This is a genomic window from Luteibacter sp. dw_328 (genome assembly GCF_018449605.1).
GTDB lineage: Bacteria > Pseudomonadota > Gammaproteobacteria > Xanthomonadales > Rhodanobacteraceae > Luteibacter.
Genome location: NZ_JAAVUW010000001.1, coordinates 22,605 through 44,936, shown reverse-complemented (window position 1 = coordinate 44,936; position 22,332 = coordinate 22,605). Strand labels below are relative to the sequence as shown.

20 protein-coding genes are annotated in these 22,332 nt (G+C 65.6%); 5 read left to right on the top strand and 15 right to left on the bottom strand.

Features of this window, described 5'->3' with window-relative positions:
- Nucleotides 1–81: 81 nt before the first annotated feature.
- From HB634_RS00160 to HB634_RS00150, 3 genes are all read right to left on the bottom strand, one after another.
- Nucleotides 82–1,629, bottom strand: coding sequence for an EAL domain-containing protein (locus HB634_RS00160; protein WP_213946905.1), 1,548 nt, complete (start codon nucleotides 1,627–1,629; stop codon nucleotides 82–84).
- A gap of 151 nt (nucleotides 1,630–1,780) precedes the next feature.
- Nucleotides 1,781–3,835, bottom strand: a complete 2,055-nt coding sequence (locus tag HB634_RS00155) for a S9 family peptidase (RefSeq protein ID WP_213946904.1) — start codon at nucleotides 3,833–3,835, stop codon at nucleotides 1,781–1,783.
- Nucleotides 3,836–3,979: 144 nt separating this feature from the next.
- On the bottom strand, nucleotides 3,980–4,279 hold the full coding sequence (locus tag HB634_RS00150) for a GNAT family N-acetyltransferase (protein WP_213946903.1): 300 nt from the start codon (nucleotides 4,277–4,279) through the stop codon (nucleotides 3,980–3,982).
- 120 nt (nucleotides 4,280–4,399) lie between these two features.
- Between HB634_RS00150 and HB634_RS00145 the strand changes: the two genes are divergently transcribed.
- The 4 genes from HB634_RS00145 (at nucleotide 4,400) to HB634_RS00130 (ending at nucleotide 8,094) form a co-directional block, all read left to right on the top strand.
- Nucleotides 4,400–4,825, top strand: a complete 426-nt coding sequence (locus HB634_RS00145; protein ID WP_063572541.1) for an OsmC family protein — start codon at nucleotides 4,400–4,402, stop codon at nucleotides 4,823–4,825.
- A gap of 60 nt (nucleotides 4,826–4,885) precedes the next feature.
- Nucleotides 4,886–5,848 carry a CorA family divalent cation transporter gene (locus HB634_RS00140; protein ID WP_213946902.1) on the top strand — a complete coding sequence of 321 codons (963 nt, stop codon included), beginning with the start codon at nucleotides 4,886–4,888 and terminating at the stop codon, nucleotides 5,846–5,848.
- A gap of 4 nt (nucleotides 5,849–5,852) precedes the next feature.
- A complete protein-coding gene (locus HB634_RS00135; RefSeq protein ID WP_213946901.1) occupies nucleotides 5,853–6,785 on the top strand; it encodes an oxygenase MpaB family protein in 933 nt (310 codons plus the stop codon).
- 235 nt (nucleotides 6,786–7,020) lie between these two features.
- Complete coding sequence (locus HB634_RS00130; RefSeq protein WP_213946900.1) at nucleotides 7,021–8,094, top strand: GGDEF domain-containing protein; 1,074 nt, start codon at nucleotides 7,021–7,023, stop codon at nucleotides 8,092–8,094.
- On the opposite strand, the gene HB634_RS00125 is transcribed toward HB634_RS00130, so the two are convergent.
- The 5 genes from HB634_RS00125 to HB634_RS00105 all read right to left on the bottom strand — a co-directional run bounded on the left by HB634_RS00125 (nucleotide 8,091) and on the right by HB634_RS00105 (nucleotide 12,753).
- Entirely contained in the window at nucleotides 8,091–8,669 is a 579-nt protein-coding gene (locus tag HB634_RS00125) for an alpha-ketoglutarate-dependent dioxygenase AlkB (protein ID WP_218625381.1), read from the bottom strand. The two genes, HB634_RS00130 and HB634_RS00125, sit on opposite strands and share 4 nt — an antisense overlap.
- A gap of 7 nt (nucleotides 8,670–8,676) precedes the next feature.
- Nucleotides 8,677–9,216 (bottom strand): superoxide dismutase family protein, encoded by a 540-nt coding sequence (gene sodC, locus HB634_RS00120; protein WP_213946899.1) that lies wholly within the window; start codon nucleotides 9,214–9,216, stop codon nucleotides 8,677–8,679.
- Between the two features lie 154 nt (nucleotides 9,217–9,370).
- Nucleotides 9,371–10,093, bottom strand: a complete 723-nt coding sequence (locus HB634_RS00115; protein WP_213946898.1) for a pseudouridine synthase — start codon at nucleotides 10,091–10,093, stop codon at nucleotides 9,371–9,373.
- On the bottom strand, nucleotides 10,090–11,148 hold the full coding sequence (locus HB634_RS00110) for a class I SAM-dependent methyltransferase (RefSeq protein WP_255548292.1): 1,059 nt from the start codon (nucleotides 11,146–11,148) through the stop codon (nucleotides 10,090–10,092). Before HB634_RS00110 ends, HB634_RS00115 begins: the two co-directional genes overlap by 4 nt.
- Before the next feature lie 51 nt (nucleotides 11,149–11,199).
- Entirely contained in the window at nucleotides 11,200–12,753 is a 1,554-nt protein-coding gene (locus tag HB634_RS00105) for a YdiU family protein (protein ID WP_213946897.1), read from the bottom strand.
- A gap of 109 nt (nucleotides 12,754–12,862) precedes the next feature.
- On the opposite strand from HB634_RS00105, the gene HB634_RS00100 reads away from it, so the two are divergent.
- Nucleotides 12,863–13,495 (top strand): hypothetical protein, encoded by a 633-nt coding sequence (locus HB634_RS00100; RefSeq protein ID WP_213946896.1) that lies wholly within the window; start codon nucleotides 12,863–12,865, stop codon nucleotides 13,493–13,495.
- Here the strand turns inward: HB634_RS00100 and HB634_RS00095 are convergent.
- The 7 genes from HB634_RS00095 to HB634_RS00065 form a co-directional block, all read right to left on the bottom strand.
- Nucleotides 13,480–15,156 carry a GGDEF domain-containing phosphodiesterase gene (locus tag HB634_RS00095; protein WP_213946895.1) on the bottom strand — a complete coding sequence of 559 codons (1,677 nt, stop codon included), beginning with the start codon at nucleotides 15,154–15,156 and terminating at the stop codon, nucleotides 13,480–13,482. The two genes, HB634_RS00100 and HB634_RS00095, sit on opposite strands and share 16 nt — an antisense overlap.
- Before the next feature lie 84 nt (nucleotides 15,157–15,240).
- Nucleotides 15,241–17,523, bottom strand: coding sequence for a type II secretion system secretin GspD (gene gspD / locus HB634_RS00090; RefSeq protein ID WP_213946894.1), 2,283 nt, complete (start codon nucleotides 17,521–17,523; stop codon nucleotides 15,241–15,243).
- A 159-nt stretch (nucleotides 17,524–17,682) separates the two neighbouring features.
- Nucleotides 17,683–18,675, bottom strand: coding sequence for a beta-propeller fold lactonase family protein (locus HB634_RS00085; RefSeq protein ID WP_063572217.1), 993 nt, complete (start codon nucleotides 18,673–18,675; stop codon nucleotides 17,683–17,685).
- A 117-nt stretch (nucleotides 18,676–18,792) separates the two neighbouring features.
- Nucleotides 18,793–19,656: a type II secretion system protein GspK gene (locus HB634_RS00080; RefSeq protein ID WP_197478315.1), complete on the bottom strand. Its 864-nt coding sequence runs from the start codon at nucleotides 19,654–19,656 to the stop codon at nucleotides 18,793–18,795.
- The gene (locus HB634_RS00075) at nucleotides 19,653–20,315 is read right to left on the bottom strand and encodes a prepilin-type N-terminal cleavage/methylation domain-containing protein (RefSeq protein WP_345777438.1); all 663 of its coding nucleotides are present in this window, start codon (nucleotides 20,313–20,315) and stop codon (nucleotides 19,653–19,655) included. The genes HB634_RS00080 and HB634_RS00075 overlap by 4 nt, the downstream gene beginning before the upstream one ends.
- Nucleotides 20,312–20,740, bottom strand: coding sequence for a prepilin-type N-terminal cleavage/methylation domain-containing protein (locus tag HB634_RS00070; protein ID WP_213946893.1), 429 nt, complete (start codon nucleotides 20,738–20,740; stop codon nucleotides 20,312–20,314). Before HB634_RS00070 ends, HB634_RS00075 begins: the two co-directional genes overlap by 4 nt.
- 131 nt (nucleotides 20,741–20,871) lie before the next feature.
- Nucleotides 20,872–22,254, bottom strand: a complete 1,383-nt coding sequence (locus tag HB634_RS00065) for a substrate-binding domain-containing protein (RefSeq protein WP_063572213.1) — start codon at nucleotides 22,252–22,254, stop codon at nucleotides 20,872–20,874.
- Nucleotides 22,255–22,332 lie beyond the last annotated feature (78 nt).

Here is a 22,332-nt window from a genome sequence, read left to right as displayed (position 1 = left end):
GCTTCAGCGGCGATGGCCCCCGCGACAAGGCAGCAGGCCAATCCGGCTCCCACCAGGAAACGGGAGATGCGCGGCCGCCCGTCAGCCTGCATAGACCAACGTCGGGTCGAGATACCGACTGAAAGCAGCCGGCGTCATGGGGCGCGCAAAGTAGAAACCCTGCCCCACGTCGCACCCGAGCCCTCGCAACCAATCGGCCTGCGCTTCGGTTTCGACGCCTTCGGCGATGGTGCGCATGTTGAGTTTCTTGGCCAGCCCGACGATCGCTTCGGTGATCTCACGGTCGACGAGGTTGGAGTCGCTGCCGCGCACGAAGGACTGGTCGATCTTGATCGTGCCGACGGGCAACTCACGCAAGTGGCCGAGGTTCCAGTAGCCGGCACCAAAGTCGTCGATCAGCAGGTCGAAACCGTGCGAGCGCAGCTTGACCAGCTGGCGCAAAGTTTCTTCCGGCTCGCGCATCGCGGTGGACTCGGTGAGCTCGAAGCGGATCCGCATGGGATCCACGCCGTAGGAACGCACCGTGCGAGCCAGCGTCTCGACGAAAGCCGGCCGGCTGAGCTCATGCATGGAGAGGTTGATGGCGACGTAGTCGACGTGGGTGCCGGCCGCATCCCACAGCTTCACCTGCGTCAGCACCGAGCGCAGCACGTATTCGCCCAGCGCATGGATGAGTGCCGAGCGCTCGGCGATCGGCACGAATACCGCCGGCGGCACGTCGCCGCGCACGGGATGATGCCAGCGCGCCAACGCTTCGACACCCGCCAGCGTGCCGTCGCGCAAATTGCGCTTGGGCTGGTATTCCACGTCCAGCTCGCCACGCTGCAAGGCCTCGCGCAACTCCACCGTGAGGGCGAGACGCTCGCGTGCCTGCTCGAGCATGCCCTCTTCGTAGAAGCGGAAATCGGCCTTGCCGGTTTCCTTCACCGCGTACATGGCGGCGTCGGCGTTACGGATGAGCGTTTCGGCCACATCGCCATCGCGTGGCGCCACGGCGATACCGATACTCGGGCTGACGGCGACGAACTGCCCGGCGACGTTCACCGGCTGCGATACCAGGTCGAGCACCTTGCGGCAGACACGCACGAGGTTTTCGAGGCCGCCGTACGCCTGCACCACCACGACGAACTCGTCGCCGCCGAAGCGCGAGACCACGTCACGTTCGCGCACGCTGCTGCGCAGCGAGGTAGCCACCGCACGCAGGAAGGCGTCGCCGGCTTCGTGGCCCAGCGTGTCGTTGATCGACTTGAAGCCGTCGAGGTCGATGAAGAGCACCGCCAGCGACTTCGTTTCCCCCGAGGCCAGCGCCTCCTCCAGCTCCTGCATCAGGTAGGCGCGGTTGGGCAGGCCGGTCAGGGTGTCGTGGTAGGCATGGAAGGCGAGCGCGCGCCGGGCCTGCTCGCGCGGGTCCTTCAGGCGTGCATTGAGGCGCCGACGCTGCGTGTAGAGCCAGCCGATGACCAGGCCGGCCAGCGCGCTGACCACGATCAGGGCGACCAGCCAGCCGAGGCCTGCGCCGACGGTACTGAAACCCGAGCAGCGGTCGCCCTCGCCGGGCCCGATGAGGGACCAGCGAGCGCACTTCGCCATCGCCAGGTCGAGGCCGGCGTCGCTAAGATTTGTCAGCACGCCACGCTCCGGCCCTGCACAAGACGCTTCCCTTGGGAGTATCGGCCACTACCGCCCCCGACTTTAGTGTCGAAACCAGCCCGAATGATGATGGGTCGGTGGAAAAACGCAATCCATGGTGGTAGTTCGGTCAACCACCGTTCGGGAATGTCTACTTCCCGTTGGCCGGAAGGTAACGATCGAACCAGGCCAGGGCCCGGGCCAGCACGTCACGCCGGCTGGCGTCGCGCGCAAAGCCATGACCCTCACCCGGGTAGACCACGAGCGAGGTCGGCACGTTCTGGGCGCGCAGCGCGTGCCAGAACTCGAACGACTGCGGGGCCGGTGTTTCGGCGTCGCGCTCACCGACCACGATCAGGGTCGGCGTCCGCACTTCCTTGATGAAGTTAATGGCCGAGCTCTTCGCGTACACGCCCGGATCGTCGTACACCGAGGCGCCGAAGTACGGCTTCATCCACTGGTCGATCAGGTTCTGGCCGTAATAGCTTTGCCAGTTCGAGATGCCGGCACCGGCCACCGCCGCGCTGAAGCGATGGGTCTGGGTCACGGCGAACATGGTCATGAAACCACCGTAGCTCCAGCCCGTGAGGCCAAGGCGCTTATCGTCGACGGGATGGGTTTTCTCGATGCTATCGACCCCGGCGAGCACATCGCGCAGGTCGCCGTAACCGAAGTCCTTGCGGTTAGCCTGGACAAAGGCTTCGCCCTGGCCGTAGCTGCCACGGGGATTGGGCATGAAGACGAAGTAGCCCAGCGCGGACAGCGGCGCACCGCCATAACCTGCGCCCGGCCAACGCGGCGTCACGGCAGCCGCCGGACCGCCGTGGATCGAGACGATCATGCCGTAGTGTTTCTTCGGGTTGTAGTTGGCCGGGTAAAGCAGCCAGCCCTGGACGTCATGACCTTCGTTCTTCCAGGTGATGGATTCGGCCTTGCCCCAGGACGGTTTCAGGCCGGCGTTGAACGAGGTGACGGACACCGGCGCTGCCTTGCCGTCGAGGTTGGCGACATGCACTTCGAACGGCTTGTCGTACGAACTGGCGGTGAAGACCGCCTTGTTCGCGTCCGCCGTGAGCGACACGGACATCGACAGGCGACCGTCGCCGATCGTCATCGGCACTTCGAACACGGTGGACGCGGAGGCGTCGCCATTGGCCGAAAGCGCGTAACGCGACACGCGGCTGGCGCCGGCCGCCGCCTCGGAAACGAGCAGTTCGTCTGCGCCCGTCCAGGTGATCCAGGCCGGCGTGGTGGTGATGCCCGGGGTCACGTCGACCGGTGCGGCACCGCCGTTGCTGGAGACAGTCCAGATATCGCCACCGGTGGAACCCTGGTCGCTCATCAGGCCGCCGATGAAGGCGATGCGCGAGCCGTCCGGCGAGAAGCGCGGCACGGCCATCTGCAGGTCCTTCAGCGGACCGGTGAGCGTCGAGGTATCGACGACCGTCACGGGCTTGGCCGTCGGCGCGGCGGGCTGCACGTAGAGCTTCGCCACCCACCAGTTGTTGTCACCCGGCGGTTCGGCGGCGACATAGGCGAGGCGACGGCTGTCCGGCGCGAAGCTGAATTCATAGACGTGCAGGCCGGCCGGGGTCAGCGTCGTGACTGCACCCCCGGTCGCTTCGACCATGGCAACCTGCTGGATCTCGATGCCTTCGACGCCGACTTCGCCGGTCTGCACCTTGGCCGCGGCGGTGGCGCTGGCCCGGCGGGTCGCATTGGGGACATAAAGGAAGGCGAGCGCCTTGCCGTCCGGACGCCACTCGAGGCCGTCGATGTAACCGGTGAGGTGGGTCAGGCGCTGCGGCGCCGCTTTGCCGGCGATGTCGACCACGTTGATATCGTTCTGCTTCCCCTCTTCCACACCCGGCGCCTTGCCGGCGCAGTCGGAGAGGAAGGCCAGGTGCCGGGAATCAGGCGCCCATGCCACGGAGATCTCACTGCAGCCCTTCGAGGCGGTGATCCGGTGTGCATTGCGGCCGTCGGCATCGGCCACTTCGACGACGGGCTTGCCGTTGGTCTTCACGGCCCAGGCCAGGTGCTTGCCATCGGGCGAGAAGGCGACGGATTCGACGGTGCGGACCTTGCCCAGCGAGTCGAGGATTGCGGCGATACGCGGGTCATCCGCGGTCTTCGCGGCGGTGTCGGCCTGGGCAGAGCCCACACAGGCAAGCGCCACGGCGGCGGCAATCCACTTCGTTCGCATAGGTGACCCTGAATATGAATGGGGAGCGCGAAAACTAGCACGTCCGTTCAGGTTGCGGCGAGACCCATCGCCGCTGAAGCGGCTCCCACAGGGAGCAGTCCTGCCTTTTGTGGGAGCCGCTTCAGCGGCGATAGCCCGATCACCTCAGCCCGCAGGCACCAGCAGATGCGCATACTCCGGATTCCGCTTGAACCACGCCTCGGCGTAAGCGCACGCCGGGTCGATCTTCCAGTGCTGCTTCTGCGCCGTCTCGACGGCGTACTTCGTTAGCAGCGCCGCGATGCCACGGCCGCCTACCGGCGAAGGCACTCCGGTATGCGTAATGCTCATGATCTTGCCCTGCAGCCGGTATTCCAGCTCACAGTCGTAACCGTCCACCTTGGCCACGAACAGCTGGTTCGCGGTGTCGTGACTGATCTCAAGCGGTTTTGGCGTTTCGCTCATCGTTCTCTCCAATCAAGCCAGGCCGACCCTTCGCATTATGTGGATGCACCGGCCGGTAACGTTCGAGGATCAGCATGCACGTGTTCCGACCGGCATTCCATCACCAGCGAGGAGAGCATCATGCAAAAGTGGGGATCAGCAGTATGGCAAGGCGGGATCAAGGACGGCCAGGGCGTCATTTCGAGCCAGACCGGCGTTCTTAAGGAAGCCCCGTACGGATTCAAGTCGCGCTTCGAGGACGGCCCCGGCACCAATCCCGAGGAACTGCTCGGCGCGGCGCACGCGGGCTGCTTCAGCATGGCCCTGTCCGGATTGCTCAATGCCGCCGGCCTGACCGCCGACAAGATCGAGACCAAGTCGACGATCACCCTGGAAAAGGACGGCGACGGCTTCACGATCACCAAGGCCCACCTGACCGTGAAGGCGAAGGTGCCCGGTACCGACCAGGCGGGCTTTGAAGCGATCGCCAAACAGGCCGAGCAAGGCTGTCCGGTATCGAAAGTTCTGAAGGCTGCCATCACGATGGACGCGACGCTGGAAGCGTAAACTGCCCGCGCCGCCGGCTACGCCGGTGGCGCTCCCAGGTCGCCAAGGACACCATCGCACGTGCTGATTATTCACGAACACGGGAATCTCACCGGCCCCGTCCAGTGGACCGCCGGGATGGGCAAGCCGAACGCCCCGATCTGGGTCGACCTGTTCGACCCCAACGAAGACGAACGCCGCTGCGCCGCCGAGATCACCGGACTGCGCGTGCCCGAGCGTAGCGACATCGTGAACCTGGCCCTGTCCAGCCGTATCCGTACGGACGACGACGCCATGTACCTGTCCATCCCCTATTTCGCCGACACCGACAACGGCCACTACCCGGGCCCGGTCGGCATCGTGGTCACCGGCCGCGTGTTGATGACGCTGCGCTTCGCCGAATCGCCAGCGTTCAAACTGGCCAGCGACAGCTGCCGCGAGCACCACTGGGAATCCAGTGCCGATGCGCTCGCCACCCTGATCGAGGCCATCGTCAACCTCGCTGCGCAACGCATGGAAGATGTCTCGGCGGAGCTGAAGAAACTCTCCGACCGCGTGTTCACGCCGGAACGCCTGGGCACGCCGTTGCTGCGCGACATCATGCTGGAGATCGGCCGGCTCGAGGGTCTGCAGGCGCGCAATCGCTCATCCATGCTGGGCGTGCAGCGCATCGTCTCGTTCGTGCGCGCCAAGAAGCCGGAATGGATGTCCGAGAACGTGGAGGTGCGCCTGCGCGTGGTCGATCACGACCTGCGGACGCTGGACGAGTTCGACGACCAGCTCACCAACAAGCTGCAGTTCCTGCTCGACGCCACGCTCGGCTTCATCAGTACCGACCAGAACCATGTGATGAAGGTGCTGACCGTCGCGTCCGTCGCGACCATTCCGCCGATCATCCTGGCCGGCATCTGGGGCATGAACTTCAAGGACATGCCCGAACTCAGCATGCCGTACGGCTATCCCATCGCGCTGGGCGTGATCATCCTCAGCACGCTCCTGCCGGTGTGGTTCTTTAAATGGCGAGGCTGGTGGTCCGGGGACTGAGTCCATGACGACCTTCGCGCGCCTGCTTCGTCCCGCCTCCGCGCCCATCCGGCGCTGGGTGCTCACGGCGTTTCCCAGGCCGCCCTCGGGCGGCATCGACTACGACCATCCCGTGGGCGATCCCGGCCTGTTCGGACCCTCCAGCGTTACCTGGCGCATGCACTCGGATTTCTGCGGCATGCTTGCCGGTGGCCTCTGCGCGCTGTACCTGCAACTGCTGCACCCGCGTGCGCTGGCTGGCGTGTGGGATCACTCGAATTTCCGCGAGGATCTGGTCGGCCGACTGCGCCGGACCACCGCCTTCGTCGGCGCGACCACTTACGCCCCCACGAGCGAAGCGCAGGCACTCATCGGGCACGTGCGCATGATCCACAGCCACGTGCGCGGCGTGGATGAGGCCGGGGCTCCCTACGCGGCCGACGATCCGGACCTGCTCACCTGGGTCCACGTCAGCGAGATGTCGAGTTTTCTGGCCGGCTATCGCGCCTACGGGCCTAAGGCCGTCACGCCACGTGTCGCCGATGCCTATCTGGACGAGACGCGTCGAGTGGCCGAAGCCCTCGGCGCCCGCGATGTACCGGGCTCAGTCGCCGACATGGACGCGTATATCGCGCAGGTGCTGCCAACGCTGGTGTTCGGGGAGCGCTCGCATGTGGTGCTCGACGTGCTCAGGCGCCTCGACCTGCCCGTACCGATGGCCGGTCTGTCGCGCGACCTGTTCCTGCATGCCGGCGCCGCGTTGCTGCCGGACTGGGCGGCAACACTGTTGCAGCGAACGGATAGCGACCTGCGCAAGGCGCGACTGGCGCGTGGCGCCCTCCGCGGCATGGCGCCCTTGTTCCGCGTGGCGCTGACCGAAGGCGTCGCCTCGCGATCCTGCCGAAGGGTCGGCGTCGATCCGGCGCTGCTGGCGCATTGGCCACCCATGCCGGAATGACGCCCTAACCCAACCCATCACATTCGTGAAGCGACAAAAGCGGAACCCGTTCTCAGTTTCCTACATTTTCCTGAATTCTTGCCGAATTTGCCCTAAAGTTCGCGATGACGGTGCCGCTAACAACTTCGAGGTTGCGCGGTAGGGGATCATCGTCGCGACACCAACAGGGGAGGAAGGGGTCGGTGCCAGCCAGTTGCTCACATAGCGGACGTCACGTCGCAGGAGACATGCGCTCATGAGGTCGCCCTGGCATTCGCTTGCCGGTGGGCCGCCGGAGTCGCGCCTGCTCGCCTCCGTGGCCGAGTTCACCCACCACCGCGATATCGACGCCCTCGACCACAGCCTGGTGCTGTCGCTGGCCGAACTGATTTCCGTCAGCAGCGTCACCCTGTGCAAGCGCGGCGAGAGCCTGCAGCTGCCGGTAGATTCCATCGTGGTCTGCTCGCGCAATGCCGAAGGCGCCTTCGTGGTCGAAGCGCTGGATCCCACGCGCGACGGCGATCCGATCGACACGATCGTCTGCGCTATGGAAACGCTGGAAGCCATCAGCGATGTCACCGACGACGGCACCTGCCGCCTGGTGATCCCGATCCAGCGTGACCACGCGGCCATCGGCGCGCTGATGCTGGAATCGGAAGATTCGCTGGACAGCGTGCGCAACATGGTCGAGGGCTACGCCCGCATCTACGGCAACTACATCGCGCTGCTCAACGAGAGCGAGCGCGACAAGCTCACCGGCCTGTACAACCGGCGCAGCTTCGAGCAACGCCTGCAACGCCTGCTCAAGTTGCAGCGCCAGCGTGCCCGCGCCTCGGCCAAGGGCGACGACGAGCGCCGCCTGCCCTTCGAGGACGATGTCTCGCAGATCTGGCTGGCCATCCTCGACATCGATCACTTCAAGCGCATCAACGACACCTACGGCCACGTCTACGGCGACGAGGTCATCCTGATGCTCGCCCAGCAGATGCGCCACAGCTTCCGCCAGAGCGATGTCCTGTTCCGTTTTGGTGGCGAAGAGTTCGTCATGCTCATCGCCGCGCAGGACGAACGCGTCGCGCACATGGCACTGGACCGTTTCCGTCACTTCGTCGCCGAGCACGCGTTCCCCCAGGTGGGCCACGTGACGGTGAGCATTGGCTACGCGCGCATCACCGAGAACGACTACCCCGAAATCGTGCTCGACCGCGCGGATAAAGCGCTGTACTTCGCCAAGGAAAATGGCCGAAACAGCGTGCACGGTTATGAGGCACTGACCAAGCTCGGCGAGCTGGGTTCAGCCGTCGCGCTGGGCAGCATCGATCTCTTCTAAAGCGGCCTCACCCGGAACGCCAGGCTGATCCGCGGGCCCACCTCACCGCGCGCCTTGGGAATCCCATGATCCCAATGGAACTGCGTGGCGTAACTCATCGTCAGCAGGCTTCCCGGCTCCAGCTTCACATCGAACTTCCGCTTCGGCGATTCGCGCTCGCGCAAGGCCATCGTCCGGGTGGCGCCCAGCGACAGCAACGTGATCGGCGCGCCTTCCGCCAGCTCCTCGATGTGGTCGTTGTGCGGCGCCACGCTATCGCGCCCGTCGCGATACAGGTTCAGGCCCACCGATGTAAACGGCACGCCCGTCGCCGCGATCACCTCGCGGCCCGCATCACGCAGCACGGAAGGCAACGCCGGATCCTCCAGCGCGTAATGCTGGACCAGCCGCGGCACGTCCACCTCGCGGCCATACATCTCGCGGCGCTTGGCCTGCCAGGGAATGTCTGCCAGCAACGTGGCGAACCAGGTCTCCGCCAACGGTACGGAAATGACGTCCGGCTCATACGCAAACCGCCCGTGGCCGTCATCGACGATCACGAGCGGTTCGGCTGCGAAAAGACCGCCTTGGGACATGCGACCCTTACTTGATCACGCCGCAGGCGATACGCGCACCGCCGCCGCCCAGCGGAGCCGGCTCATCAGCGTAGTTGTCGCCGCCGGCGTGGATCATGAGGGCGTGGCCCTTCAGGGTGGCCAGGCTCTTCAGGTGCGGCGCGGTGACCGCGGTGGTGTCGGTGCCATCGGCTCCTACCGTGATGCGCGGGAGGTCGCCTTCATGACCGGCGGCGTCCGGGCCTTCGTGCTTGCCGGTGTGCTGCGGATCGAAGTGACCACCGGCAGCGAGGGCGGCGCCCTTCTTGCCGTCCTTCTCGCCCGGATCGCAGCTGGCCTTCTCATGCAGGTGGAAGCCATGGTCGCCCGGCGGCAAGCCGTTGAGGTTCGGGGTGAAGACGAGTCCACCCGCCGACTGGGTGACAGTCACGGTACCCACGGAGGCGCCCGCGCCATCGGCGGTCACCAGGGTCATCGGGACGACGACACTCTTGTCGACGACGTTACCCGCGGTGGCTGTACCGGCGAAGAGGCTGGCGAGGGCGACGGCAATAGCGATCTTGGTCATGAGGTGCTCCTTGGGTGATCGTGTGGACTCTCCGATACTGCACCCGGCGTGGACGGAACGTCCACACATGGATAAATGTGGGAGCCGATTCATCGGCGATGGGTGCTTGCGCCGACTCTGGCCCGCTGGCGCTTGATCGCCGATGAATCGGCTCCTACAGAGCCGGGGCGCCGTTGGGGGCAGCGAAGATGCGGGCGGTGTCTTCGGCAGTCAGCTGGCGCCATTCGCCCGAAGGGAGGCCTTCCAACGTCAGGCCACCCAAGGCGACGCGCTCCAGGGTTTCGACGTGATTGCCGATGGCAGCGAACATGCGGCGGACCTGGTGGTAGCGGCCTTCGGTAAGCGACAGACGTATATGACGCGGCCCAAGCACGTCGAGCGCGGCCGGCTCGAGCGGATCGGTTTCGCCGTCGAGCATCAACGTGCCGGCGGCGAAGGTCGCCGCTTCATCGCCGCGCAAGTCCTCGGCGAGCGTCGCCTCGTACACCTTGGCCACCGAGGACTTCGGCGAAATGATCCGGTGAAGCAACGGGCCGTCGTCGGTGAACAGCAGCAGGCCCGAGGTCTCGCGGTCGAGGCGCCCGACCGTCGACAGCACCGGATTGCGAATGCCGTAACGCGGCGGCAGCAGCTCGTAGACGAGACGACCGACGTCCTTGCGCGAGCACGTATACCCGGCGGGCTTGTTCAACATGATCAGCATGCCGGCCGGCGGATCCAGCGGCTCGCCTTCGAAGCGCACGTCGGCGTGTTCGACCTTGTCATCGGCATAGAGCACCTCGCCCGAGGCATCGGTGACCGCGCCTTCGCGGAACAGGGAGGCGACTTGTTTGCGGCTGCCATAGCCGAGGTTCGCCAACAGGCGCACGAGTTTCATCGACGAGGCTCCTTCGCTTCGATCACTTTGAACCCGTCGCGCTCGGCGACGGTACGAACATGGGTGAAGCACGCATCGAGCGTGGCTTCGTAGGCAAGATGCCGGTTGGCCACCATCCAGAAACGACCCTGCGGCGACAAGGCGCGCGCCGCGACCGCAATGAAGGCGCGACCCAGCTCCGGCTGGTCGGCGCGTCCCTGATGGAACGGCGGATTGGAAACGATGGCGTCGTAGCCACCGTCGATACCATGGGTCACGTCGTGCCACTGCACGTGAGTAGCGATGGCGCGGCCCGACGCGGTAACCGCCGCGGCGATGTTCCGACGGGCCGGCTCGATGGCGCGCCCTTCCGCTTCGTACAGGTCCACCGCGGTGACGCCGGGATTCGTCGCGATGACACGGCAGGCCAGATAACCGAAGCCCGCGCCGAGATCGGCAACGCGACCGGCGAAGTTCTCGGGCAACACCGAGCTCAGCAAGGCCGACGCGATGTCGATGCGATCCCAGGCGAACAGGCCACGCCGGCTGACAAAGCGACCCTCGTCGATCGGCAAGGACCCGTCCAGCGCCAGCCATGCGTCGAGCAAGGCGGGATCCGGCACCGCGCCGGGACGCGTCCAGAAGACGCGGCATTTGTGCTTGGAGAGGGTCGTCACGCCGCCGGCCAGCAGCGCAAGATCGGCTTCGGCGGTCTTCGCGCCTTCGGCGTTCGGCACGGCGGCGAGGACGGCGCCATCGGGCGTGACATGGGCCATCGCCTGCGCGAACAAGGCGCGCGACTCTTCGCGCTGCCGGGTCGGCAGCACCATGACGACGGTAAACCGGCCTTCGGGCAGATCCGCGCTCACGGCGAACCCGGAACGCGCCAGGGCATCCGCCGCTGGCTTGAACGACTGCTGCAGCACCCAGCCAGGACGACGCTGCTCGCGCAGCACGAAACCGTCCCGCGCCCGCAGCATCAGCACGTCGCCAGACGCGGGCCACGCGAGATCGCCCGTGACGAACGGGACGAAAAGCGCTTCAAGAGCGGCATCGGAGGCGGAACCAGCGGACAACGCGACAGGCCTGACTAAAGATCCGGGCCGCTGATTCTACCCTGTGGCCCGTCAGCTACTGCAGGAAAGCATGGAGCAGCCGACCCGGTCGCGTGCCCACTCGGGCCGGCGGCCGGCAAGGTGATCCCTGCCCGCCTGCTCGTCGTAGGGCTGGCGGAGGGTCTCCATCAGCTCATGCAGGGGCGCGTCGTCGCCCTGCTCCGCGCTGTCGATGACCTGCTGCGCGAGGCAGTTGCGCAGCACGTAGCGCGGGTTGCTGGCATGCATCAGGGCAAGCCGCTCCGACGCCGGCGATTCATCGGCCTGCACGCGCGCCGCATAACGCTGCAGCCAGGACGCCAGCGCCTCCTGCGTCGCGACGCGCTTGTCTTCCTCGTAGAACGCCGCCCCGACGACACCCGGATGCGGCGCATCGAGATCGAGCAGCGCGAGGTCACGGAAGAAAATCGTCATGTCCATCCCACCCAGGGTGAGCAGGCCACGCAGGTCGGCGACCAGCGCCTCGTCGCCTTCGCGGGCGTTAGCGAGACCGAGCTTGGCCGCCGAGAACGCCGCGTCGGTGGCTTCGAACACCTCCACATAGCGATCCAGCCCGGCCTGCAGCGCGTCGACGCCGGTAAACAAAGGCGACAACGCCTGGGCGAGACGTTGCAGGTTCCAGTAAGCCACGCGTGGCTGGTGGCCGAAGCGGTAGCGCTTGTGCGCGCGATCGGTGGTGTTCGGTGTCCAGTCCGGGTCGAAGTCATCGACCCAACCGTAGGGGCCGTAGTCGATCGTGAGCCCGAGGATGGACATGTTGTCCGTGTTCATCACCCCGTGCACGAAGCCCACGCGCATCCAGTGCGCCATGAGGCGTGCCGTCCGCTCGCAGACCTCGGTGAAGAACGCGGCGTACCGCCCTTCCCCGTCGAGGCCGGCAAAGGCCGGGTAATGCGTGGCGATAGTGAAGTCCGCCAGGCGGCGCAACAGGTCGAGGTCATTGCGCGCCGCCGGCAGCTCGAACGAGCCGAAGCGAATGAATGAGGGCGCCACACGGCAGACGATCGCGCCCGGTTCCAGCGCCGGGTGGCCGTCGTACATCACGTCGCGCAGCACCTCGTCACCGGTCACCACCAGGGACAGTGCCCGGGTCGTCGGCACGCCGAGGTGGTGCATGGCCTCGCTGCACAGGAATTCGCGAATCGACGAGCGCAGCACAGCACGGCCGTCGGCCCCGCGCGAGTACGGCGTGCGGCCGGCGCCCTTCAGCTGCAGTTCCTGGCGGCCGTCGTGGGCGGTAATCACCTCGCCCAAGCTCAACGCGCGGCCGTCGCCCAGCTGCCCGGCCCAGTTGCCGAACTGGTGGCCGCCGTAGGCCATGGCGTAACCGGTCATGCCCGGCCAGCGAGCGTTACCCGAGAACACCTCCGCAAAATCTGGCGCCTCGGGCGAGACGCCAAGCATCGTCGCCACCTCGGCCGAGGCCGCGACCAGCCGCGGTGCCGCGACCGGCGTCGGGTCCACCCACGAGAACGCCGCGCCGACGACCTGGCGCGGACCGTTGGATCGTTCGGGGTCGGCCGGCAACTCGCGGACGAAGGCATTGTCGAAGCGCAGGTCTGTCATCGGGATCAGGGGTAGGACGTTGTTTCCAATATCCGGGCATTCACGGCGCATGCAAGGGCATACGCAACTCGTGCAAACTAGCGCCCCTGCTCACCTCAACCTGGCCCTCATGCGTCCCACTCGCCTCCTGGCCATCCTGTTATGCGCTGCCCTGGCTCCTGCCGCGGCGGCCGATCCCGTGAGTGTGCAGCGCAGCGACAAGACCCTGGTCGAGATCATCAACTCGACGATGGGGACCCTGCCCAACGCGGTGGATGCGTTGTCCCGCAAGCTGCCGGGCGGCTTGCACGCCACCACCGACGCCCCGCCGCAGATCGTGCGCAGCGTGCCCTTCATCACCCGCGACGGCTACCGCGTGAGCGCCTTCGAGGCCCGCGGCTTCAACGAAGGTGGCGACGTACCGATGGTGCGCTTCACCTCGATCCAGCTGGAACAGCGGCCGTGCTTCGCGAGGAACGAGCTGACCGAAGCTTTCCACGCGAGCGCCTCGGAAACCAACCTGCCCGCCGCGCCGGCCATGCTGCCGAACCGCTATACGGTCATGCAGATGCCCTGGGGACGGCTCTCCTTCGGCAGTTCGCAGGAAAGTGGGGCCTGCATCATCGCCATCGTCGGCGACGCGACGGGCGGCGTGGTAGATGCCCGCACGCCCTTGCCGCTACCGCAGCCGACCACCATGCCCGGCATGCCGGACCTGCGCCGTACCTGGCCGATGCCGACGGACGCCTATCCGGCCGAATGAGTCGCCAGCGGGGCCGGATATGGCCCGGTGACCCGGTCGATGCGGTCTTCCGCCACGGCCGGCGAGAACAGGAAACCCTGCAGTTCGTCGCAACCGGCTTCGGTCAGGAAGGCCCGCTGCTGCTCGGTCTCCACGCCCTCGGCCACGACGCACAGGCCCAGCGCGGCGCCCAGGTTGGACACCGCCCGCACGATGGCCGCCGAATCGCCGGCCTGGGTCGCGTTCTGCACGAAGGAGCGGTCGATCTTGACCTTGTCGACGGCGAGGTCCTTGAGCAGGGTCAGGCTGGAGTAGCCCGTCCCGAAATCGTCGAGCGAGATACGCACGCCGGCCCGGCGCAGACGCTTGAGTAGCCGGACTGACCCACCATCGGCATTGACGATGGCCGTCTCGGTGATCTCCAGCTCCAGGCGCTTCGGCGACAGGCGCGTCTCGATGAGTACGCGCATGACCATGTTGGCGAAGTCGTCGTCGCGCAGCTGCACGGCGCTCACGTTGACCGCAACGAACAGCTCGTCGAGCTTGGCCACGCGGGCGCAGGCGGTGCGCAGCACCCATTCGCCCAACTGGCCGATCAGGCCGGTCTCTTCCGCCACGGCAATGAACTGCACCGGCGAGACCACGCCGAGGGTGGGATGCCGCCAGCGGGCCAGCGCCTCGAGGCCGACCACCTTGCCGTCCGAGCTGCGGATCATCGGCTGGTAGTGACAACTCAGGCCCTCGCGGGTCAGCAAGGCCTCGAGCAGCGCCTTCTCGATGTCGCGGCGATGGGCGAGCGCGGCGTCCAGCGCCTTGGTGTAAACCATCAGGCGGTTACGCTTCTTCTTCGCTTCGTACAGTGCGCTATCCGCCTTGCGAGCCATCTCTCCCGCCGCGACCGCTTCGGCATCGATGGCGACCATGCCGATGGACGTACCGATAAAGGTGGTCGTCGAAAGCACGTCGAAGGGCTCGCCGGCGAGGGCCAGAATGCGCTCGGCAAGGCCCTGCACGTCGAGGTCGCCGTGATCGTCGACCAGCAGCGCGAACTCGTCGCCGCCGATCCGGGCCACCGTGTCGTCAGGACCGACGACACTGCGCAGACGCGCACCGAACTGCACCAGCAGCTCGTCGCCCACAAGGTGGCCGTAGGTGTCGTTGACCTTCTTGAAGCCGTCCATGTCCAGGTGGAACAGCGCGGCGTGAAGGCCACCGCTGGCCGCGCGGCCGATGGCGGCGTCCAGCCGGCTGAAGAGTGCCGTGCGGTTGGCCAGCCCGGTCAGCGCATCGTGGCAGGCCAGCCAGCGCACATGCGCCTCGGACTCGCGCAGCTCGGTGATGTCGGTGACCGAGGCCAGCACGTGGAGCGCGCCTTCCAGGTCGATGCAGGTCTTGCGGGTTAGCAAGGTGCGCACATGGCCCTGGGGGTCGGTCACCGTTTCCTCGGTTTCGACGACCTCGTGGCTGCGTAGCACGGCGTCGTCACCCGCTTCGAAGCGGGCGGCCTGCTCGGGCGGGAAGAGTTCGGCGTCGGTCCGGCCGAGCACCTCGTCGGCGTTCAGGCCGAAGTATTCGCAGCCCATGCGGTTGACGAACACCCAGCGGTGCGCCGCATCGCGCACGAACATCGCCGTGGGCATCAGCTCCAGCACCGTGGACCAGCCGGCCAGATCCTGTATCAAGCGAGTCTCCCCCTGTCAGGAACACGCTTCCAATGTGAAACGCGTCCCGTGATGTGGGTGTATGCACCCTCGGTCACCCTTCGGTCAAGGTCTGGCGGGCTGGGTGAACGGCCGGAGCGACTCGAACTTGCGCTGGTACTCGTCGGTGACCTGCTTGGCCTCGTCTCCATTGGTGATCACCCGTGGGGTAATCAGGACGATCAGCTCGGTACGGGTCCGTGTCCGGCTGGTCGTGCCGAATAAACGGCCGAGTACGGGAATCTGGTTGAGCCCCGGGATACCGGTATCGGTCAGGGCGTCGTTCTGCTTGATCAGGCCGCCGAGCAGCACCGTCTGCCCGCTCTGCACCGCGACCTGGGTGGCCACTTCGCGCTGCTGGATCGGGAAGTTGCCGGTGGTGGTGTCCTTGATGCCCGGGCTGCTCACCACCTGGCTCACATTGAGGTAGACCAGGCCACCCGGATTCACGCGCGGGCGCACGTTGAGGATCACGCCGGTGTCCTTGTATTCCACCTGGCCGATCGTGTTGTCCGTGTTCGCCCCGGTGTTGACGAAAGTCTGCGTGATCGGAATCTGGTCGCCCACTTCGATGTGCGCTTTCTGGTTGTTCAGCACGACCAGCGAGGGAGCGGAGAGCACCTTCGTGTTTCCGTTCTGCTCCATCGCGTGCAGCGCGACGGAGATGTTGTTGTTGACGAAGGAGTAGAAGAAGTTGTCGCCTGTCGCCAGCGTCGCACCGCCGCCGCCTAGCGCGTACTGATGCTTGTTACCCGGCTGGGTCGGTTGCCCATTGGTCGTGCCGGTCAGGCCTTCGAGGTACCACTGCACGCCGAACTCGAGATCCCCCGAGAGGGTCACCTCGAGGATGCGCGTCTCGATTTGCACCTGCATCGGCACGGCGTCCAGGCGTTTGATCGCCTCTTCGATCTCGGTCCACTGCGCGGGGCGGCACCGGACCATGAGCTGGTTGTTCGCATCGACCGAGGTGATGCGCACGCCGTCGTCGGTGGTGGTCGAGGAATGCCGATTGCCCGGATCACCCGAGCTATCGTCGGAAGAACCCGAACCGGAACCCAGGCCCGAGGTGGACGTGCCACCCAGACCCGAGCTGCTACCACCGAGACCGCTACCCGTGCTCATGCCGCCGGTGCTCGACGATCCGGACGACGACGAACCCGTGTTGCCGAACGCACCCGTCGTGCTACCGATACCGGAGCCACCGCGGTTGCCGAGATCGCTGTCGCCGCCACCGAGCGTTCCGGAGCTGAGACCGGGGCCGACCTTGCCGCCCTTGTCACCCGAACGGCCACCCGACCCGCTGCCATAGATGTCCGAAAGGTAATCGGCCATGTCCGAGGCCTGCACGTTACGCACATCCACTACGTACAACTGCGGCTCGTTACCGCCGCCCCGGTCGATGCGATCGATCCAGCTGCGCACTTCCTCGAGGTACACAGGCTGCGGGCTCAGCACGACGAGCGAGTTGGTCCGTTCGATCGGAATGAAACGCAGCATGCCGGCCATCGGCGTGTTGCCCTTGTCGCCGAAGATGCCTTCGAGCTTGGGCGTGAGGTCCTTCACCTGGGCACGCTGCAAGGCGAACACACCGACCGACATGCCGCGCAGCCAGTCCACGTCGAAGGTGGCCACGGTGCGCTGGTAGTTGTCGAGCTCGGTCGGTGTTCCGGCCATCACCAGCACGTTACGTGTGGGATCGGCGAGCAGCGTCGCGTCCGGACGCGCGAACGGTTTGATCAGCTTCTGCATCTCCGTCGCGGAGATGAAGTGCAACGGAAAGAGCCGTGCCTGAAGACCACCGGCCGGCGCGTTGGCGCCGATGCTTGGCACGAGGTTGCCAGCGACGGCGTCCTTCGCAGGCATGACCACGTAACGGCCATTGCTGTGGACGAGCGCGTTACCCGTCCAGGAGAGCAAGGTCTCGAGAATCGGCAGCGCCTGTTCCGCCGTGACCGGCTGCGAGGTCGAGAATGAAACGTTGCCCTGCACACCCGGTACGATCGAATAATTTTCGTGCAGCAGATCGCCCAGGATGGCTTTCACCACCGACTCGACCGGCTGGTTCTCGAAATTGAAGGTGACCGTGCCCGCGCCTTCGGCAACAGGCTTCGGCTTGGCCAGCCCGACCGGTTTAATGAACTCACCGGTACCCGTCGTGACCTGCGGCGCCGTATTGGCCGGCACCGATGGGTTGGTCGACGGCGCGATACGCGGCTTCGGCGCCGGGAGTTCGGTGCCGGCCATGGCCTCGCGCTGCAGTGCGCCATCGTCGCGGGGCTGCGGCAGCGTGGAGCAACCTGCCAGGGCCACCACCAGCGCCGTGGCGCCGATCGTAAGAAAACGAGTCATGCAAAAACCATCATGGTTACCGAAGCCTGCGAGATTGGGGGGTGCGTGTTGCGACCCCGTGACGCACTGTTGCATGGCATACGGAAACCGGCAACTCGCGCAAAGAAAACGGCCATCCCCGGAGGATGGCCGCTGCTTCCACGAACGTCGGCCGAGCCGTTACTGCGGCTGGGTGGCCACGGCGGTCGGCGCACTACCCACGTTCACCGTCGCGATCACCGTATTGCGAAGCGGGTCGATCACGGAAACGTTGTTGGTGCCCGAGTTGGTGACATAGACACGACCGGAGTCGCGACTGACGGCCACGGACTCCGGGGAATTGCCCACCGGCACGGTAGCGAGCGTCTTCTTGCTGAAGGTCTCGATCACCGACACCGTGTTGTCGCCGAAGTTGGATACATACGCCGGCGTACCGACGATGCTGGTCGCCACATCATAGGTACCGTTACCGGCGGTGAGGTTGCCAACTACCTTGTTCTGCAGCGTATCGACGATGGAGACATTGCTGGAGCCGACGTCGGGCACGAACAAGCGCGCTCCGAGGGGCCCCATGCCCAGACCGAACGGCACGCCATTGACTGCCACCGTGGCCGTCACCCTGCCCGCACGCACGTCGATCACCGACACGGTGCCATCGCCGATGTTCCCCGTGTAAACGCGAGCCCCACCAGGACCGACCGCGATACTGAGCGGCGCGCTGCCGACCGCGATCTCGCCAACCACCGAGTTGGTGACCGCGTTGATCACGGAAACGGTGTCGGCGGCGGAATTCGCGACATATACCTTCGTACCGTCGGCGCTGACGGCGACGGCGGCGGGCGTCGAACCAACCAGCACGTTAGCGGCGACGATATTGGTCGCTGCATCGATCACGGAAACCGTATTGGCCTGGCTGTTGACCACATAGACGTGATTGCCGTCGGGACTGACCGCAGCAGCCACGGGTGTGATGCCCACCGGAATCGTGGCGGTCACGGCATGGGTAGCCATATCGATCACGGAAACCGTGTTGTCGATCTGGTTCACCACATACGCATGGTTGTTGTGGGCAGCCGATGCCGGCAGTGCCACGCCGGCAGCCAGGAGCGGAAGCGTGCAGCGCGCCGCGGAAGCGAGCCAGCGGCGATGGGACGGCACGTTTTGAGTCGTCATGAGAACACCTCGGTGATGGATGTCGGTGGTGGATCACTTACGACGCTATCGCGTACTCGTGACCATTCAGCGATGTCCATATCTCCGTGGACATGACAGTTCCAGGACGCAGGACCGTCAGGACGATGTAACGGACGTCCATCGAAGCACGCGATAAGCACGCGGATCACCGGGCGCGTTCTGAAGGGTCACCGTGGCCCGGATACTTACCGCGAGTGCGTCGCTCAAGGTCGCGGTAGAGACGATGGTGACCGTGCCACTACCCTGTACGAAGGACTGTGATGCTCCCACGTTGCCGGGCACCGCAGGAAGGCCGCCGTGTTCGGGATCCATCGCGCGAACGTCGGTCACATAGGCTTCCGCAGCCGCCCGCCCCGCCCCTGTCATCGCGACGACGACAACCGCGGGCGCGTGAGCCAGGTTCGGTCCCGAGCCCGACCACAGCGTCACCGCCGGTTCCAGTCGATCGACCACGTCGCCGGGCAAACCAGGCACGCGACGCAATTCTTCCAGACTGGTGAATCCACCCTTCGCCAACAGGCTATCGGAGTAGCGTTCACCTCCACTCCCCCATCGGACGATGGCATCGCGCAGCCTCGGCACCTGCCCAGCATCGACGCCCAACGCCTCGAGCAACGCACCCAGCTGTGCGGGTGACGCCTTGTTGAGGTTGAGCTTGCCATCCTCGTCGGTCACGGTGACCGATACGGTCGCGTCGCCCTCGCGCAGGCGGTAGGTCCGGCCATCGACAGCCCATCGCTGTGATGCCGCCTGGGCGCGTAGTCGGAACACGGCCTGCTCGATGCCGGCCTCCGCAGCGTAGAAACCCCTGGTCTGCAGGTACTGGCCCCTCGCCTGGATGCCTTCGACCTTCGCGCCGCTCGCCAACGCACCAAGCGTGATCGCCGCCAGCGTGCATCCCCACAGCACCACGAGAAGTGCGATGCCCCGCTGCCCACCGACGCGCCCATGCGCTTTCACGATTTCGCCTGCGTAGCGGCCAGCCGGGTAAAGGCCTCGCGCGTGTTCACCGCTTCCGGATCCATCCGCAGCGGCACCACGAAGGTTGGCCAGCGCAGGCCAACACGCAACCGAAGCTCCAGGCCGATCATCGTCGGCATGCGATCTTCATAAGGCCACGATGGCCTCCAGGTTACCGGGTGACCCTGGTCATCCATGCCGCTGTAGACGATACGCCCCGACGCGACATGCTCGAGCAGCGTTTCGGGCGATGCCGGTACAATGCCTGCACCCGCACGGGTGGCGAGCGGTGCAAATGACACTTCAAGCCGCTGGTCACCCGGTGTGCCGACAATCGACAGCGTCTGTCGCTGGAGTCCATCGGCAGCGAGATAACCCGGTCCGGGCGATACAAAGGTGACTGCCTGCGCACTGCCACGAAACACCACCGCTTGCCTGTCGTGACCGAGCGCCCACGGATAAGCGAGCGCGCCCGAGAGCGCCCTTCGCAGGTAGTTCTGCGCAGCGCGCATCTCGTCGAGTCGTTGTGTCGCGGCAAGGCTCGCGTGCGTCGATCGTGCAATCGTGTCCAGCGATGCCACCACACCGAGAAGCAGCAACGCCAACAAGGCGAGCGCCGCCAGCGTTTCCATGAGACTGAAACCTGCCGACCGCTTCACGAGTCGCCCCCCGGTGATGGGACATCCCTGGGCAGAACCTCGGAGACGGCGCGGAGGGTTTCGAAACGCGCCGACGCATCCTTGCCCTTCTCATTCCAAACGACGGTCAGCTCGATGCGGTAAAGCCGCATCGGCGCACTCATCCGCATGATTGCCTCCGATGGTGGTTCGGACACCGTCATCTTCCATCGGTAGGTCTCATCGAACCGCCCCTCATGCACACCGGTGGAGGGAAACTCGGTCACGTATTGCCTGTCGAGCAAGCCAGTGGCCCATAGCGAGGCCTGCGTGTAATCGGCGGCCCGGGCGTTGAGTGCCATGGACGCTCCCGCGGCTTTCATCAAGGCGCCAAAACACAACGCGAGCAGGAACATCGCTGCCAGCGTTTCCAGCAGGCTGAATCCGTGTTCGCGACGTTGCCGCATCGTGTTCCCCTCCTTCCTGCACAAGAGTACGGCGCGTTAGGTTTCGTTCGCATGACGCAGGAAAAGAAGGGGCCCCGAAGGGCCCTTTCCGCTCGTCCATGACTCATCCGTGAAATCCGATCAGAATTCGATCAGGCGTTGATGCAGGTGTTGATCTTGACGTTGGCGGTCGGCGCGGTGACGAACGCATAGCCGGTGCCGGTGCCGATGAGCGTGGCGCCAACGCGGCGGGTGGCGCTGTAGGTGTACGACATCAGGTCACGCACGGCCGTGACATCCGTGCCGTTGCCCTTCTCGTTGAAGATCAGGTTGGAGACGGCAAGGATCGGATAGCTCGTGCCGATGCCGTTGGCGTAGGCCGTCGGGTTGACCATCAGCATGCAACCACCGACCGGCGCGGCCGGGCTCAGGGCCTGGAGCTTCGGCGTACCGAGCGTTCCGGTGGTATTCCAGCCATTGATGACGTTGTCGACCACGATCGTGGTGAAGGTGTACGACGAGGCGAGATCCGAGTACGGGTTCTTGCCGTTGACGTTGGCAACGTGGGTGTTGGCCGAAACCGATGTGTGCTGCAGGTTGGCCGACTCCGCGTAGCCGATCGCGCCCGGTGTGGTGCTGATGGCAGTCACGACGCCCGGGTTACCGGTGCCGGCGACCGAACCCGCAGGCAGACCAAACTGGGCGACAACGGTGGAGAACGCCTGGTCGGCCTGGAAGAACTTGCCAGCGATCGTGCCGCACACCGTGCTCAGGTGGTTGGCCAGCGAGAAGGTCGTACCGCTGCCATCGCCACGATAGGCGACCTTGAGCGCGCGGGCCGGCAGCGGGAAGGTCGACGGCAGGGTGTGGAAATCGGACGACACCAGGTTGGTCCAGTCGGTCACCTGGCCGGAGAAGATGCGGCAGATGCCGGCATCGCTCAGGTCGAGGCTCGACGCGTCCGGATTGTTGAACGCGATGGCGACGGAACCGACGATGGCCGGGAACTGCGACGGCTGGCCGTACTTCGTAGCCTTGTTGCCGAGGTTGGTGCCATTGCCGAACCAGCTGAACTCAGCCTGGGACATCGGCGCATCGCTGCCCACGAAGTGCGGATCGACGATGGAGGTATCGGCGCCGAAGCCGGAGGTCGCACTAGCAGTGGCCGAGCAAGCCTGACCAGCGCCACCCCACGTAGCCGTACCGTCGGAATGATCGAAGATCTTCTTGCCGCCGCCGCTGCCGGTCTGGCAGTACGAAACGCTGTTACCGCTGGTGCTGGCCCAGTTGCCGATCAGCGAGGTCGAGTCGACGGTCGCGCCCGGCTTGCTCGCCACGCTGCTCGAAAAGATCGTGGACGTTGCGCCCGAGGTGGTGAAGTTCCAACCGACATACCCGCCGGCCGGCAGCGTCGCACCGCCGCCGCCGACGTTGGTGCTCATCGCTGCGCCGGCAGCCGTCAAACCGAGCGTCATCAGGACGGCGCCAGCCAGAAGCTTGGCGCGGGTGTTCCCCATAGCATTACGCTTGAACATGGTGTTACCCCTAGTCGTTAGACCTCCTTTTGGAGGCGTTCCGAGTATTCGCCCGATAGTTGTCGTACCAGTGACGCG

Bases quoted from the DNA above. Each gene is read 5' to 3' on its own strand.
- HB634_RS00155 (WP_213946904.1), bottom strand. From the start codon at position 3,835: ATGCGAACGAAGTGGATTGCCGCCGCCGTGGCGCTTGCCTGTGTGGGC.
- HB634_RS00150 (WP_213946903.1), bottom strand. From the start codon at position 4,279: ATGAGCGAAACGCCAAAACCGCTTGAGATCAGTCACGACACCGCGAAC.
- HB634_RS00145 (WP_063572541.1), top strand. From the start codon at position 4,400: ATGCAAAAGTGGGGATCAGCAGTATGGCAAGGCGGGATCAAGGACGGC.
- HB634_RS00135 (WP_213946901.1), top strand. From the start codon at position 5,853: ATGACGACCTTCGCGCGCCTGCTTCGTCCCGCCTCCGCGCCCATCCGG.
- HB634_RS00130 (WP_213946900.1), top strand. From the start codon at position 7,021: ATGAGGTCGCCCTGGCATTCGCTTGCCGGTGGGCCGCCGGAGTCGCGC.
- HB634_RS00125 (WP_218625381.1), bottom strand. From the start codon at position 8,669: ATGTCCCAAGGCGGTCTTTTCGCAGCCGAACCGCTCGTGATCGTCGAT.
- sodC (WP_213946899.1), bottom strand. From the start codon at position 9,216: ATGACCAAGATCGCTATTGCCGTCGCCCTCGCCAGCCTCTTCGCCGGT.
- HB634_RS00115 (WP_213946898.1), bottom strand. From the start codon at position 10,093: ATGAAACTCGTGCGCCTGTTGGCGAACCTCGGCTATGGCAGCCGCAAA.
- HB634_RS00105 (WP_213946897.1), bottom strand. From the start codon at position 12,753: ATGACAGACCTGCGCTTCGACAATGCCTTCGTCCGCGAGTTGCCGGCC.
- HB634_RS00100 (WP_213946896.1), top strand. From the start codon at position 12,863: ATGCGTCCCACTCGCCTCCTGGCCATCCTGTTATGCGCTGCCCTGGCT.
- gspD (WP_213946894.1), bottom strand. From the start codon at position 17,523: ATGACTCGTTTTCTTACGATCGGCGCCACGGCGCTGGTGGTGGCCCTG.
- HB634_RS00085 (WP_063572217.1), bottom strand. From the start codon at position 18,675: ATGACGACTCAAAACGTGCCGTCCCATCGCCGCTGGCTCGCTTCCGCG.
- HB634_RS00070 (WP_213946893.1), bottom strand. From the start codon at position 20,740: ATGCGGCAACGTCGCGAACACGGATTCAGCCTGCTGGAAACGCTGGCA.
- HB634_RS00065 (WP_063572213.1), bottom strand. From the start codon at position 22,254: ATGTTCAAGCGTAATGCTATGGGGAACACCCGCGCCAAGCTTCTGGCT.